This window comes from Archangium lansingense, from assembly GCF_026626635.1.
Lineage (GTDB): Bacteria > Myxococcota > Myxococcia > Myxococcales > Myxococcaceae > Archangium > Archangium lansingense.
Genome location: NZ_JAPNKA010000001.1, coordinates 9,191,348 through 9,205,200 on the forward strand (window position 1 = coordinate 9,191,348; position 13,853 = coordinate 9,205,200).

Sequence of the window (13,853 nt, forward strand, 5' to 3'; positions counted from 1 at the left end):
TCACACCTCGAGCTCATCGGTCCTGGGTAAGCGCATCCCCGGCCACGGGGCTCGAGAGCGAGGGCGGGGTGTAGGGCTGGTTCACGCGGGGAGCGGGCGAGGCCAGGTCTTCCTCCTTCAGATCGAAATACTTCTGGAGGATGGCCATGCCGGTGGGCGCCGCATCCGTGCCACCGGAGCCGCCGTGCTCATTGAGCACCACGACGGCGATCTCGGGGTTATTGGCCGGAGCGAACCCGGCGAACCAGGCATGGTGGCGCGTGAAGAAGTCCATCTGGCTGATCCTCTGGCGCACCGCGCCGATGCGGGCCACCTGGGCGGTGCCCGTCTTGCCAGCGACCAGGATGTCCTTGAGCCGCGACCCATAGGCGGTCCCACCCGCCTCGTTCACCGTGGCCACCAGTCCCTCGATCACCGCGCGCCGGTGGGCCTCGGGGATGCTCACCTGGCGCACCACCAGTGGCTCGTACGCCTCGAGCAGCTTGCCGTCCGGGCCCTCCAGCCGCTCCACCAATTGCGGCTTGAGCAGGGTGCCGCCGTTGGCGAGGGCCGCGTACAGCAGCGCCATCTGGATCACGGTGACGTTGTTGTCTCCCTGCCCGATGGAGCTGTTGAGCGCCAGACCCTTGAAGTAGCCGCCGGGAGTGACTCTGTCGTGGTACTCGGTGGAGGGCATGATTCCAGGCACCTCCGCCATCACCCCCACGCCGGTGGGCTGCCCCAGGCCCAGCGCCTGACCCATCTCCGCGATGGGATTCAGCCCCAGGGTGTCCGCGACCTTGTAGTACCAGATGTCACAGGAGGACTGCATGGCCTGGATGCCGTCGCGCGGCCCGTGACCTCTGTCGAGGTGGCAGCGCCAGACGCGCGAGCCCAGCTTGTAACCGCCCGGGCAGTTCACCACCGTGCTGGGGTTGAACGCTCCCGACTTGAAGGCCGCGAGCGCGGTCACCACCTTGAAGATCGAGCCCGGGGGGTAGTGCTCGGCGGCTACCCGGTTGATCATCGGCTGCATCGGATCGCGCGCCAGGGCGGTCATCTGCGCCGAGGTGATGCGGCCGGTGAGCAGGTTCGGATCGAAGCCGGGGCGGCTGATCAGCGCGCGGATGAAGCCCGTCTTCACGTCGATGGCCACCACCCCACCCGCGGAGCCCGGGAAGGCCCGCTCCGCCGCCTCCTGCAGGCGCATGTCCAGGCTGAGCACCACGTTCGCACCAGGAGTGGGCGGCCGCACCGCATCCGCCCCCAGCATGCCGTTGAGCTCGTCGAGGGCCCGGCCGCGCGCATTCACCACCTCCTTGCGCACCCCGTCCGTGCCACGCAGCTTCGCCTCGTAGTACCGCTCCAGGCCTCGGCGGCCCACGTAGTCGCCGAGCGCGTAGTGCGCGCCCTCTTTGTTGAGCTTCTCGAGCTCGTCCGGGTTGATCTCGTTCATGTAGCCCAGCACGTGGCTGAGCACCGAGCCCGCGCGGTAGTTGCGGTGCGGCACGGGCACCACTTCCACACCGTCGAGCACGTCACGGCGCGCGTTGAGCCGATCGTACTCGTCGCGACTGAGATCGATCTGAACCGGGACCGGCAGGAAGGACCCGGTGCGCCTGCCGGCCCTCATCGCAGCCTCGACCTTGAGCCGCTGCGCCTCGTCCCAGCGCAGCAGCTCCGCCAGCTTGGGCAGCACCTTCTCCGAGCAGTCCAGACAGAAGGCCGGGATGAGGAAGGCGTCGAAGGATGGGCGGCTGTCCACCAGGATGAGGCCGCGGCGGTCCTTGATCAGCCCACGGTCGGCGCGCAGCCGCACCTCCCTCACGAAGTTCGCCACGCTCTTGGCGGCGTACTCCTCGCCCTGGGTGATCTGCAGCCGGTACAGCTGAATGGCCAGGAGAAACAGCCCCACGACCATGGCGAGGCCCAGGTAGAAGAAGTGACGCTTGAGATCGCGCCCCGGCGGCGTGTTCTGTCCGAGCGTCGCTTTCACCGGGGCAGCCCCAGCAAGCACTCACCGGGGCTCGCGAGAGCACGGGAGAGGGGGCCAGGCACGTTCACACTCTTCGAGAAGTCCACCCGGTGACGATATCAAGAAGGAGCATGGGGGTGGGGAGGCCGATGCGGACCGCCCGCGAGGCGCTCGTGCACCTCACCCACTCGGGAGAGATGACAGGAGCGCCTCACGGCTGGAGTGGGGTCAGTGGCTGCCCAGGGTGGGCTTGCCGTTCAGGTACGTCTGGAGCACCTGAATCTTGCTGATCTGCGTCGGGTCTCCGCCCAGGGCCTTGTCGTACTTGAGAGGATTGGCTCCCAGCACGACGAAGTCCGCCACCTTGCGCGGCTCGATGCTGCCCAGCCACTGGTCGAGCTCGTGCTGGCGAGCCGGCTCCACCGTGACCGCGCGCAGCGCCTGCTCGATGGACACCGCATGCTCGGGCCCGAGCACGAAGCTCTCCTTGAAGTCAGGATAGGCCCACGTGCGCCGCGTGACGGCCTGCTCCACGAACCAGAGCGGGCGGGGCGGAGTCACCATCGAGTCGCTGTGGAGCGAGAAGGGGACTCCATACTTGAGATCAAACCCCATCGGGTCGATGTTCTTCGCGGTCTCTTCTCCCAACATCTGCTTGAAGGCGGCGCCCCAATACGCCACATGGCCGATGAGGTGCGTCACCCGCGCGTCCAGTGGCTGTGCCGACGCCGTCTTGCCGTCGTTCCCGAAGAAGATGCCTTCGCGCATCTTACCGATCTTGTCGGAGATCTTCTCCTCTCCAACCGTGTTGTGGATGAACAGCACCCGATGAGGGTTCGCCTTCTGCAGTTGGAGCTGTGTGAACGCCTGGATGGCCCACTCGTTCGCCTTGTTGCCGTTGGCGTGCAGTTGGAACCGCCAGGCTCCCTTGTCCCAGTGCGGCTTCAAGGCCTTGACGATCCCATTCACGTCATCGAAGTCTGCCCGGCCCTCCCCCGCCTCCTGGCAATGTCCGGGATTCTGGTACTGATAGGGAGCCTCGAGCCACGCGGTGCAGCCCTGCGTCGAACCGTCCACCCAGAGCTTGATGCCGCCAGCGCCCAGCCACTTCGGCAGCTTGCACTGAGGATCCGCGAGCGGATCGCAGGTCGGTCCCGTCGCCTGGAGGTCCTTACCCTTATCACTGTTCACGAGATCTTGTGTCACGACGCCCGTGATTCGCAGCGGGAAGTTCTGCCGCTCCGCGAGGAACTTCACGGCCTGGAGCTGAGACAAGCTCGCAAGTCCCCCATCCGCGATGGTCGTGAGCCCGGCTTCGCGCAGCTCCTGAATGGTCCGCTGGATGTCCTTCTCGTAGCTTTCGACGAGCTGGATCGGATTCGTGTACGCCAGCCCCAGCGGCAGACTCTTCTCCATCGCCGCGAGGAACGGAGCGAAGCCGGCAGTCTCCTGGAGCAAGCCGGTGTACCCGTTGGCGTCCGTGACCCAATCTCCGCCGCCCTTCTGGACCTCCGCCAAGAGCGTTTTGCAGTTATCCGAAGTCTTGCTGCAGACGGCATCGATCGCCTTCTGGTTCACGTAGGCCAGATGGCCAGACTGGTCCAGGATGAGCACCGGACGGTCCTTGCTCACACAGGCATCGAGATAGAGCTTCGGCTGAGCCGCGAATGGAATATTCCCGCTCACGCCGCACGGGTTCGTGGCCGAGGTGGACTGCTGCTGCCGCGATGGGTCCAGGTTCATGCCCAGGACGAACTCATTGCTCGCGAGATTGCCGGAGTTGGTCACCTTCATCGACTTGAGCGCGCTCAGCAGCTCAGCGCGGGTCGCGCAGTCCTCGGGGGTTTCCTTGCTGTACGGGGGAGGCAGGCAGGGCGCAAGATTGTGCGTCCCCATCAGGCTCTGGGTCAGCGTCGGCAAGAAGTGCATGTGCGGATCGATGAACCCCGGCATCAGCACCTGCTGTGGCTCCAGGCGGATGACCTCGACTCCGGTTCCAAGTCCCGCCATCACGTCCTTCTCGGTTCCCACCTTCACGATGCGGCCGAGCCCGTCCACGGAGACGGCCTCGGCGATCGTCCCACGGTCATCCATGGTGAGAATCGTGCCGACAAAGACAGTCGCTGCCGCCCTGCTATTACCGGTTCCTCCAGTCGTCGCACAGGCAGCCAGGAGATTCAGTGCCGCGACGAACACAAAGGAACGAGCAAGGGCGTGACAGGGAACCAGCAGCTCTCTGCGTAGGGTTCTGTTCATGGGGCTCCTGAAAGGGTTTGCCTCACCCTAACCGAGCACCACTCATTTGTGTGCATAAAATTCAGCAAGCCTATGTGCAACGGACCGCCATCCGCTCTCTGCGCCCTGGGATTGACGCGTCAGTCTTTGGATTGACGCGTCAACTCTGGGGCTGACGCGTCAGTCTTTGGATTGACGCGGTGGTGTGCAGGCTGCGCCCCGTCTGGAGGGTGTGGAGATGAGTCCGCCGGGGTTGCAGCGCCTCTCACGCGTCGTCGCGGCTGGCGTCCCGCAGGTGGTTCACGTCCCCCCAGGTCACCAGCCGGAAGGCCCCCTCGTGGTAGTCGAACTGGCTCCAGCTGGCGTTGAGCACGGAGAAGGCACGTGGCGTACCGTGCGGAATCCCCAGACAGTGCCGGAACAGGCTGCTGAGGACGCCGCCGTGGGTGACCACCACGATGCGTGCTCCCATGTGGCGGGCTCCGAGCTCCCTCAGGCACTCGACCGCATGGCGGAGCCGCTGTGACGTGCTCTCGCCACCGGGGACGACGAAGTCCGGCCCGCCCGCCGAGTACTCCGCGAACACCTCGGGGTGGCGCTGGCTCGCCTCGTCCCGCGTGAGCCCTTCCATGATTCCCAGGCCGCGCTCGCGCAGGCGCTTGTCCTCGAGGACGGAGTGGCCCGTGCGTATGGCGATGCGGCGCGCCGTCTCCAGGGCCCGCCCCAGGTCACTGCAGTAGAGCGCATGGAAGGAGACGGACTCGAGGCGCTCGGCGAGCGCATCCGCCTGACACAGCCCCCTGGCGCTCAGCGGACTGTCCAGGTGCCCCTGCAAGCGCCCCAGGGTGTTCCACTCCGTTTCGCCGTGACGGAGCAGGATGAATTCGGTCGTCATGGAGGGACAGATTAGCGCCGCCCCGTGTTCGATGCGCCCAGCCCTGGTGTTCCGGCGCCGGGGCGGGCACAGTCCGGCGGCGTTCCCCAAGGAATGACTTCGGTCATGGAGGTGGGTCTTGCACGAGTTTCCGCTGACGCTTCATTGGGAAGGTTCCACGGCCGGCGAGTATCCCCGTGATGCCGTGGCCCGCACGCCGGGCAAGCAGGACATCGCGGTGAGCGCGGCGTCCTCCTATGGAGGGGATGACTCGCGCTGGAACCCCGAGGACCTGTTCGGCGCCTCGCTGGGCACCTGCCACATGCTCACCTTCCTGTCGCTGGCGAAGAAGGTGCACCTGGAGGTGCGTGGCTACGAGGACCACGTCACCGTCACACTCGACACCGTGGACAAGGTGTCGCGAATCACCAGGGTGCGCCTGGCGCCGATCATCCGCGTGGCCCCCGGCACGAACCCGGCGAAGGTGCGCGAGATGTTCGAGAAGGCTCACAAGTACTGCTTCATCGGCCAGAGCATCACCTCCGAGGTGCTCATGGAGCCGACCATCGAAGAGGCCGGGTGAGTCCCAGCCTCGACGCACCCTGCCCCTGCCTCACACCTCGAGCAGCATGAAGCGCTTGTCAGGGTGCATCTTCGTCATGAGCGGCATCGCCACGTTGAAGACAGGGATGCCACTCTTCGTCTTTCCGGCGTGCGCCCCATGGTGCGCGTGCCCGTGGAAGACGGCCTCCGCTCCGTAGTGGTCCACCGGCATTGCCAGGCGGCTCGTCCGAGGAAGGGGCGAATCTCGATGTTCTCGCCCTCCAGCGTCTCCGGCACCGGGGCGTAGTGCATGATGACCACCTTCTTCTCCGTATCCAGGTGGCTGAGCGCCGCTTCCAGCTTGAGCGACTCGTGCACCGCCTCCTGCACGAAGGCCTTGGTCTGCCCCTCACCGAAGGCCTGCAGCGTGGCGTTGCCAAAGCCGCCGCCGAAGCCCTTCACCCCGGCCACTCCCAGCACCTTCTCGAAGATGAAGTGGTCCCCGTCGAGGATGTGCACCCCCACCCTCGACAGCTCCCCGCAGATCTCCTTCGCCTGGTTGTGCTCGTAGTCGTGGTTGCCGAGCACCGCCGCCACCGGCACCCGGAGCGCCGACAGCTCCTCGGCCAGCACCTTGCCCTCCTCGATCATCCCCCGGTCCGTCAGGTCCCCGCACAACACCAGCAGATCCGCCTCCGCGTTGATCTGCTTGACGAGCTGCCGGAAGCGGCCGTGTTGATCCTCGCGGCAGTGCAGGTCACCGACCGCCGCCAAGCGTATTTTCGAGTTCGCGTCCCGCGCCACGTGCCTCCCCCTTCTCTCGCTCTCGCTCGTCCCAGGACCGGCCATCGCCGTAGCCCCAGTGATGGATGTCCACCGCGTAGTTCACCCGCGAGATGAGGTTCCCGCGGCACAGCCGCTCGTCCCAGTTGCCTTCCTTGAGCGTGTCCAGCGTGCGCGACATCAGCTCCGTCATCAGCCACGTGGGCACCAGGTCCCGCTCGCACGGGTAGGCGAAGCGAAACATCATCAGGTGGCTGAGCAGCACCTCCCAGTACCGATCGAAGCGCCTGAGCAGCCGCTCCCAGTCCATGCGCCGCCCCATCTTGAGGATGAGGTGGTTGATGTCCGCGCCGTCGTAGCGCTCGCGCTCGTTCACGAAGGCCTTGGACCAGATGGTCTCTTCCGGTGGCGAGATGAGGCAGGGGTGGCCGAAGACAGAGGCCGTCTGCGCGTGGACGAACCACTCATCATCCACCGTGGCCACGCCGTTGCCCGAGGAGAAGATGAAGTCCACGAAGTACTCGCCCTTGTAGGCCTTGTAGATCCACACCTCGTCGACGCGCTCGGTGCGCCAGCCATCTTTCTCCAGCACCACGAGCGCCCGTTCCGCGTCGCGCTTGCGGGGGAAGAGATCCAGGTCCTTGGTGTCCCGGTAGATGCCCGTATACGTGGCGTAGGCGTAGGCCCCGCCAACGAGGAACGGCACACCGGCGTCCAGCAACACCTCGATGGCTCGGCCACGGGCGTTGATTTCGTCCGCGGTCCGGCACCTCTCGGCGAGCGCGGCATCGATTCCCATCTCCCCGGGGTGGTTGGGGTGTCGCTTTTCCATGGGGAGAACCTAGGAACGGGTCCTTTTTCTCGTCGGAGCCCCCGTCCGGTACGCCTGCTGGGCAACCAGGGAGCCTCCAACCGCTTGGAATCCCTGAGATTTCCATCTTCTAAAAATCGCCTTTTCTGTTTTTGGACCCCTGCTGTGTCCCTACGGGCAGATGAACCGCACCGGTCCAAAAAGGGGCCGAGCGGACACTCGAGAGGACCGACACATGACGCTGCGCAAGAGCCTGCTGATCTCCGCCCTGATGCTCGCTGGCTGTGGCCGGATGGACCGTGAGACGGAGTTCCGCTCCGTGCTGCCCACCAAGGAGATGGTGGAGGTGAAGACGCCGGAGAAGAGCGGCCAGGCGCTCACCGCCGAGGGGGACGTCCACGGACAGGGCAAGGGCGAGCTGAGCGAGTTCTACAAGCTGACCCGGGGCACCACCGTGCTGGTCAACGGCGGCACGCTGCTGGTCCTGGGACTGGTGGATGCGGTGACGGAGCACCGGCCCACCACCCTCACCGAGGACACCGCCGTGTGGGGTCCGCACACCGAGGCCCTGGCCCGCAACACCTGGAAGCTCACCGTGAAGAAGACGGGCGAGAACACCTACAGCTATGCCGTCTCGGCCAAGGCCAAGGAGGCGGATGACTCGGCGTTCGTGGACGTCATCATCGGCACGCACACCGCCGCGGTGGACGAGGCCGGCGAGCCGGTGAAGGGCTTCGGAAAGGGTGAGTTCACCCTCGACTGGGACAAGGCGGCGACGCTGCCCGAGCACGACAACAACGTGGGCCGCTTCACGGTGAAGTACTCGCGCCAGGACGACAAGAGCGCCGCCACGGTGGACGCGGCGTTCCGCCAGGTGCGTGACGAGAACGACGCCACCAGGCGCGCGGACGCGGACTACCGCTACGCCGCCACCCCCGGCCAGGGCGGCCAGTTCGACTTCAAGCTGAGCCAGGACTGGTACCGGGCGCAGGGCTCGACCTCGGACGCGAAGGAGAGCCTCACCATCAAGAGCCGCTGGCTGGAGTCGGGGGCTGGCCGCTCGGACATCAAGCTGTCGGGCGGAGACCTGGGCCAGGAGCAGGCCACCGCGAGCGAGTGCTGGGACACGGCCTTCGCCAGCCGCTTCCTGACGGCCAGCTTCGCCTTCCCCCAGGTGCAGTACGGTGCCGAGGCGAGCGACTGCGCCTTCACCTCGGCAGCCTACTCCTCGCTGTGAGCCCTCGTTGTAAGCTCCGGGCTTTCCACCCCGTAGCGACATGAGGCAGTTCGTGGCAGGAACGAGCCAACCGGCCCTGAAGGCCATCGACGGAGGACAGAAGGATCGGCGCGCGTTCCTGCGCGAGCTGTACACCGCATATGGCGGCAGCGTGTATGGGCGCTGCCGCTATCTGTTGAAGGATGCCAGCAAGGCCGAGGACGCGATGCAGGAGGTGTTCGCCCGCGCCCTCACCCACTCGGAGACGTTGCGCGCCGAGTCCTCGCCCCTGGCGTGGTTGATGAAGATCGCCACCCATCATTGCCTCAACCAGCTGCGAGCGGAGCGGGCTCCGTGGCGGCGCTGGTTCGAGCGGGACGAGCTGGCCCGCCCAGAGGGAGACGACGGGGCGCAGAAGCTGGAGACGCGGGAGCTGGTGCGCTCGCTGCTGTCGCGGGTAGATGTGGAGACGCAGGCGGCGGTGGTGCACTACTGGGTGGACGGGATGACGCTGGAAGAGGTAGCCGCGATGCTGGGGCGCTCGGTGCCCACGGTGAGAAAGCGGCTGGAGCAGTTCGCCGCGCTGTCGAACGAGGAGCTGAAGGTCTCATGAGCGCGCACCTGTCGGAGTGGACGTTGCGGCGGCTGCACACCGGAGAGCTCCCCGGGAAGGAGTCCCAACACGCCCGGGCCCACGTGTCCGCGTGCGAGGAGTGCCAGGGAGTCCTGAAGGGCCTCGAGACGAACCAGGCGCGATTCGAGGCGGAGATTCCCTTCGAGCGCTTCGAGGCCGGCGTGGAGCGCGCCCTGAACAAGCCGAAGGGGCAGCCCTCGCGGCCCCTGCTCAATGGTGTCCTGGTGGCCGTGGCGGCCTCGGTGCTGCTGGTGGTGATGGTGCGGCCGATGCTCTCCCAGCCTCCCACCAACCGGCTCAAAGGCGGGGCCTCGGCGGAGCTGCGCATCGGCGGAGGAGGGCCTCAGCGCGGCATCCTGCCGGGTGACACCGAGGAGCTGGAGCCGAATGAGCGGGTGCGGCTGGCATACGTGCCCGGGCCCTACCGCTACGTGCTGGCGGTGTCGGTGGATGACACGGGCGAAGTGTCTGAGCTCTACGCGCAGGCGGGAATGAGCCTCCCGGTGGAAGCGGGTCAGGGCCGGCATTGGCTGCCCGACAGCGTGACGTTCACTGGCAAGGGCCACGAGCGCGTGGTGATGGTGCTCTCCGACAGGCCGTTGGAGGTGGAGGCGGTGCGGGCATCGGCGCGGCGGGCCTGGGAGCAGGCCGGGGGCAAGGTGGAGGCCATGACCACGCTGGGCTCCGGCGGTGAAGAGACCCACTGGCTGCTGCTCAAGCCATGAGCCCCCTGTCCGGACGGGGTCTGGTGCTCGTCCTGGCGCTGGTGCTGGCGACGACCGTGCAGGCCCAGCCGCTGCGCCGCTTCGCGCTGGTGGCGGGCAACGACGAGGGCGGTGCCGACACTCGACCGCTGCGCTTCGCCCGGGATGACGCTCGCAGGATGCACGGGCTCCTGACGAGGCTGGGCGGGGTGGAGCCCAGCGATGCGCGACTGCTGCTGGACGAGGACTCCCGCTCCTTCCTCCAGGCGCTGGCCGGACTGGAGTCGGGCGCCCGGGCAGCGAAGGCCCGGGGCGAGCGCACCGCACTCATCGTCTACTACTCGGGCCACGCGAAGGACGGCGCGCTGCGGTTGGGAGAGAGCACGCTGGACCTGGAGGCACTCAAGCGCCGGCTGCTGGCGGCCTCAGCGGACATCCGCATCGCCATCCTGGACTCGTGTCGCTCTGGAGCGCTCACTCGGACGAAGGGGGCCCGGCGCGCGCCGGCCTTCGAGATCGACTCGGGCGCCACGCGCGAGGCCCGGGGGCTCGTCATCCTCACCTCCAGCTCGGCGGACGAGGACTCGCAGGAGTCGGACCTGCTGGGAGGCAGCTACTTCACCCACCACCTGGGCAGCGGGTTGATGGGGGACGCGGACCGCTCGGGTGACGGTCAGGTGACGCTCTTCGAGGCGTACTCGCATGCCTACGCCCGCACCGTGGCGGACACCGCGGACAGCAGCGCTGGGGCCCAGCACCCCACCTTCAGCTACGACCTCGCCGGCAATGGCGACCTGGTGCTGACGGACCTGCGGGGGCGCGATGAGGGGCTGCTGGTGCCTCGCACCGCGCCGGCGGGGGCCTACTACTTCGTGAACCCGGCGGGACTGGTGGTGGCGGAGCTGGACAAGGCCGTGGATGCCGAGCGACGGCTGGCCCTGGCCCCGGGCCGATACACAGTGAAGCGTCGGCTGGCGGACCGGCTGCGCGTTGGCGAGGCCGAAGTCCAGCGCGGGCGCACCACGGTGCTCGATGAGTCGCGGCTGCGCGATGCGCCCTTCTCGGATGATCCAGTGAAGGGCGTGGCGCCTCGGGAGCGCGGGCTGCTGCGCACCTACTGGACGCTGGGACTCACCGGCGGCTACCACGCCTTCTTCGATACGCCCACCCGCGAGAACCTCTTTCTCTCCACGCCGCTGCTCGGCCTGGAGGTGGGGCTGCACCACTACTTCCGCGAGAACTGGCGCTGGGACTTCGATCTATCGCTCGGCGGGCGCCAGGCCACCCTGGAGCTCCCTACCCTCTCGGGGCCGCGCTACCGCTACTCGCTGCTGAACGTAGGCACCTCGCTGGTGGCCGAGTGGCCCGTGGGCCGCGTCTCCCCCTTCGTCGGGCCCCGGCTCGCCTACCTCGTCATGGGCCGCGACTTCGAGGAGGAGAGCCTCCCGGACCAGTTCTACGCAGTGCTCACCCCGGGCCTCGTAGGCGGCGTGCGCTGGCGGATATCGGACCGCTTCGAGCTCACCGGACGAGCCCGCCTCCACTACCTCCTCTACAACGTCGACGCACAGCGCTCCCTGGGCTACTGGGAGCTCGGGGCGCTCGTGACGTACCGCCTCTGACAGGGAGCACGTGATGCGTACCTGCTGGCTCCTCCTGCTGGGCTGCCTCGCCGCGTGTGGCGGGAACTTCTCCAACGATGATCTCGAGTTCCTCAACGCCCTCCCCACCCGCGAGGACCTGTCCTCCAAGCTGCCTGGCTCCAGCGGCGCGGTGAGCGAGGGAGGCCTGCACCAGCGCTCGGATGCGCTGGCCGTGGGAGAGCCGTCCCAGCTCTACAGGGATACGCGCGAGGCCTCGGACGCGTTCAACAGCGGCATGGACGGGCTGCTCACCTTGCTGGAGGAGATCCGCAAGCTGCCGCCGACGACGCGCGAGCCGGAGGTTCGCGTGTGGGGACCCTGGCCGGACTCGAACCACCCGGGCCACGAGGTGCGTTTCGCGATGCAACGCCAGCCCGACAGATTCAACTACGTGCTCCAGTACCGCCGCGAGGGCTCCGGCGAGGAGGGATGGTGGTCCGCCGTGGAGGGCGCCTTCCAGCCGGACGGAGGGCTGCGCAAGGGCACGGGCGCGGTCAGGCTCCTCGTCAAGGAGACGAAGGACCACGGCTTCGAAGTGGGAGGGCTCGCGAACCTGGATCTGCTGGAGATCGTCTACCAGACGCGCGCGCTCCCCATCACCGTCCAGATGCGCTTCGTGCCGGCCCTGCCCCAACCCGCGTCGGAGCTCCTCTACGCGTACCGCGAGATTCCCGGCGGACTGGGGGAGATGGGCTTCCTGCTGGAGGACACCGACATCCTCCCCGGAACCCAGAAGGAGGACCTGGCCATCATCAGCCGGTGGACGAAGGACCGCGGCGGCGTGGGCATCATCGCGGTGACGGGCGGAGACGTGCCCGCGGGCTTCACCGCAACGCAGGTGGAGTGCTGGGATGCCAGCTTCCGGATCACCTATATGAAGCGGAGCTGGGAGACAGCCGTGGTGGGCAGGGCCTCCGCGTGCCCGGACGTGTCCGCGCTGGAGCAGTGAGGCACGGCCCGTCCGGCGCTACATCTCCTCCAGCTCCTTGCCCCTCGTCTCCCGGATGAAGAGAAGCACGAACGCGAGCGAGGCCATGGCCGCGGCGGTGTAGAGCCCATAGGCGAGCCCCAGGCCCACGGTCCGCAAGGCGGGGAACGTGGAGGACACGATGAAGTTGGCGACCCACTGCGCCGAGCCCGCGAGCGCCAGCGCATGGGCGCGGATGCGGTTGTTGAACATCTCCCCGAGCAGCACCCACACCACGGGCCCCCAGGACATGCCGAAGCAGAAGACGTAGAGGTTGGCGGCCACCAGTGCGACGGGGCCCGCCGCTCCCTGCAGGACGGGATTGCCCGCTGCATCCGTCCCGGCCGTGCCGAACACGTACGCCATCGTCCCAAGCGTCAGCGTCATACCCACCGAGCCCACGAGGAGCAGTGGCTTGCGCCCGAAGCGGTCCACCGTGGCGATGGCGATGAACGTGGTGACGATGTTGGTGACGCTGGTGATGACGGTGATGGCCAGCGAGTCCCGCTCCGAGAACCCGACCGCCTGCCAGAGGACGCTCGAGTAGTAGAAGATGACGTTGATCCCCACGAACTGCTGGAAGACGGACAGTCCGATGCCCACCCAGACGATGGGCAGCAGCCCGAACCGTCCCCGAAGGTCCGCGAAGCCCCCAGAGTGCTCGCTCGAGAGGGTCAGGCGGATCTCCTCCACCTTCACCTCCGCGCGGCGCCCCACGATGGTGCGAAGCACGTCCCGTGCCTTCTCTTCGCGATGCTTCGCGACCAGGTAGCGCGGGGACTCGGGAATCAAGAGGGCGCCGATGCCATAGAGGATCGCAGGGGGGAGCTCGGACAGGAGCATCCACCGCCAGGCCGCGAGCCCGAGCCAGAAGGGATTCTCGGCGGAGCCTCCCGCCGCGGCGGCGATGCCAAAATCCACGAGTAGCGCGGCGAAGATGCCAGTCACGATGGCCAGCTGCTGGAGCGAACCGAGCCGGCCCCGCAGGCGGGCCGGAGCGATCTCCGCGATGTAGGCAGGGGCGATGACGCTGGCGATTCCCACCGCGACGCCGCCCACCAGCCGCCACAGGCTGAAATCCACGAGCCCGAAGGCCAGTCCGGAGCCCAACGTTCCCACTGCGAAGAGCACGGAGGCGACCACCATCGTCCGGATCCGGCCAAAGCGATCCGCCAACTGTCCCCCCACGAAAGCACCCGCGGCCGAGCCGAGAAGCGCCGCGGACACCGAGAGGCCAATGGCCGCGTCCCCCGCCCGGAAGGTCGACTCCAGGGCGCCGACAGCGCCGTTGATGACCGCGGTGTCGTAGCCGAACAGAAAGCCGCCCACGGCGGCCACCGAGGCAATCATCACGACCTTGAGCGATGAGCCTTCAGCGGCCACCGCTTCGTCGCGTACATCGGCCATTCAGACCTCCCGGTGCATGCGACCCAACATCCGCACTCCGGGCGGCCCGTCATCCCCCTCGGAAAGAGAGGTGTTCGCCGCT

The 13,853-nt window shown here is 67.4% G+C and carries 11 protein-coding genes and 1 pseudogene; 6 read left to right on the forward strand and 6 right to left on the reverse strand.

The window, feature by feature from the left end; genetic code table 11:
- Window positions 1-13: 13 nt before the first annotated feature.
- From mrdA to OV287_RS36195, 3 genes are all read right to left on the reverse strand, one after another.
- Complete coding sequence (mrdA, locus tag OV287_RS36185) at window positions 14-1,975, reverse strand: penicillin-binding protein 2 (RefSeq protein WP_267538595.1); 1,962 nt, start codon at window positions 1,973-1,975, stop codon at window positions 14-16.
- Window positions 1,976-2,182: 207 nt separating this feature from the next.
- Window positions 2,183-4,048, reverse strand: coding sequence for an amidohydrolase (locus tag OV287_RS36190; RefSeq protein ID WP_267538596.1), 1,866 nt, complete (start codon window positions 4,046-4,048; stop codon window positions 2,183-2,185).
- A gap of 406 nt (window positions 4,049-4,454) precedes the next feature.
- Window positions 4,455-5,084, reverse strand: a complete 630-nt coding sequence (locus OV287_RS36195) for a histidine phosphatase family protein (protein ID WP_267538597.1) — start codon at window positions 5,082-5,084, stop codon at window positions 4,455-4,457.
- A 118-nt stretch (window positions 5,085-5,202) separates the two neighbouring features.
- On the opposite strand from OV287_RS36195, the gene OV287_RS36200 reads away from it, so the two are divergent.
- Window positions 5,203-5,646 (forward strand): OsmC family protein, encoded by a 444-nt coding sequence (locus OV287_RS36200; protein ID WP_267538598.1) that lies wholly within the window; start codon window positions 5,203-5,205, stop codon window positions 5,644-5,646.
- Window positions 5,647-5,676: 30 nt separating this feature from the next.
- Here the strand turns inward: OV287_RS36200 and OV287_RS36205 are convergent.
- Window positions 5,677-6,380: pseudogene (locus OV287_RS36205) on the reverse strand (metallophosphoesterase family protein).
- Complete coding sequence (locus OV287_RS36210) at window positions 6,364-7,221, reverse strand: nucleotidyltransferase family protein (RefSeq protein WP_373371858.1); 858 nt, start codon at window positions 7,219-7,221, stop codon at window positions 6,364-6,366. Before OV287_RS36210 ends, OV287_RS36205 begins: the two are co-directional and overlap by 17 nt.
- Window positions 7,222-7,435: 214 nt before the next feature.
- Between OV287_RS36210 and OV287_RS36215 the strand changes: the two genes are divergently transcribed.
- The 5 genes from OV287_RS36215 to OV287_RS36235 are packed head-to-tail and all read left to right on the forward strand — an operon-like array spanning window position 7,436 to window position 12,346.
- On the forward strand, window positions 7,436-8,437 hold the full coding sequence (locus OV287_RS36215; RefSeq protein ID WP_267538599.1) for a hypothetical protein: 1,002 nt from the start codon (window positions 7,436-7,438) through the stop codon (window positions 8,435-8,437).
- Between the two features lie 52 nt (window positions 8,438-8,489).
- Complete coding sequence (locus OV287_RS36220; protein WP_267538600.1) at window positions 8,490-9,029, forward strand: RNA polymerase sigma factor; 540 nt, start codon at window positions 8,490-8,492, stop codon at window positions 9,027-9,029.
- Window positions 9,026-9,775, forward strand: a complete 750-nt coding sequence (locus OV287_RS36225) for an ACP synthase (RefSeq protein ID WP_267538601.1) — start codon at window positions 9,026-9,028, stop codon at window positions 9,773-9,775. The genes OV287_RS36220 and OV287_RS36225 overlap by 4 nt, the downstream gene beginning before the upstream one ends.
- Complete coding sequence (locus OV287_RS36230; protein ID WP_267538602.1) at window positions 9,772-11,376, forward strand: caspase family protein; 1,605 nt, start codon at window positions 9,772-9,774, stop codon at window positions 11,374-11,376. Before OV287_RS36225 ends, OV287_RS36230 begins: the two co-directional genes overlap by 4 nt.
- Before the next feature lie 13 nt (window positions 11,377-11,389).
- Window positions 11,390-12,346, forward strand: coding sequence for a hypothetical protein (locus OV287_RS36235; RefSeq protein ID WP_267538603.1), 957 nt, complete (start codon window positions 11,390-11,392; stop codon window positions 12,344-12,346).
- An 18-nt stretch (window positions 12,347-12,364) separates the two neighbouring features.
- Here the strand turns inward: OV287_RS36235 and OV287_RS36240 are convergent, their stop codons facing one another.
- Window positions 12,365-13,771 carry a sugar porter family MFS transporter gene (locus OV287_RS36240; RefSeq protein ID WP_267538604.1) on the reverse strand — a complete coding sequence of 469 codons (1,407 nt, stop codon included), beginning with the start codon at window positions 13,769-13,771 and terminating at the stop codon, window positions 12,365-12,367.
- Window positions 13,772-13,853: the final 82 nt, after the last annotated feature.

Coding starts and splice junctions, on each gene's coding strand:
- OV287_RS36210 (WP_373371858.1), bottom strand. CDS start 7,221: ATGGAAAAGCGACACCCCAACCACCCCGGGGAGATGGGAATCGATGCC.
- OV287_RS36240 (WP_267538604.1), bottom strand. CDS start 13,771: ATGGCCGATGTACGCGACGAAGCGGTGGCCGCTGAAGGCTCATCGCTC.
- OV287_RS36225 (WP_267538601.1), top strand. CDS start 9,026: ATGAGCGCGCACCTGTCGGAGTGGACGTTGCGGCGGCTGCACACCGGA.
- OV287_RS36235 (WP_267538603.1), top strand. CDS start 11,390: ATGCGTACCTGCTGGCTCCTCCTGCTGGGCTGCCTCGCCGCGTGTGGC.
- OV287_RS36195 (WP_267538597.1), bottom strand. CDS start 5,084: ATGACGACCGAATTCATCCTGCTCCGTCACGGCGAAACGGAGTGGAAC.
- OV287_RS36230 (WP_267538602.1), top strand. CDS start 9,772: ATGAGCCCCCTGTCCGGACGGGGTCTGGTGCTCGTCCTGGCGCTGGTG.
- OV287_RS36190 (WP_267538596.1), bottom strand. CDS start 4,048: ATGGATGACCGTGGGACGATCGCCGAGGCCGTCTCCGTGGACGGGCTC.
- OV287_RS36215 (WP_267538599.1), top strand. CDS start 7,436: ATGACGCTGCGCAAGAGCCTGCTGATCTCCGCCCTGATGCTCGCTGGC.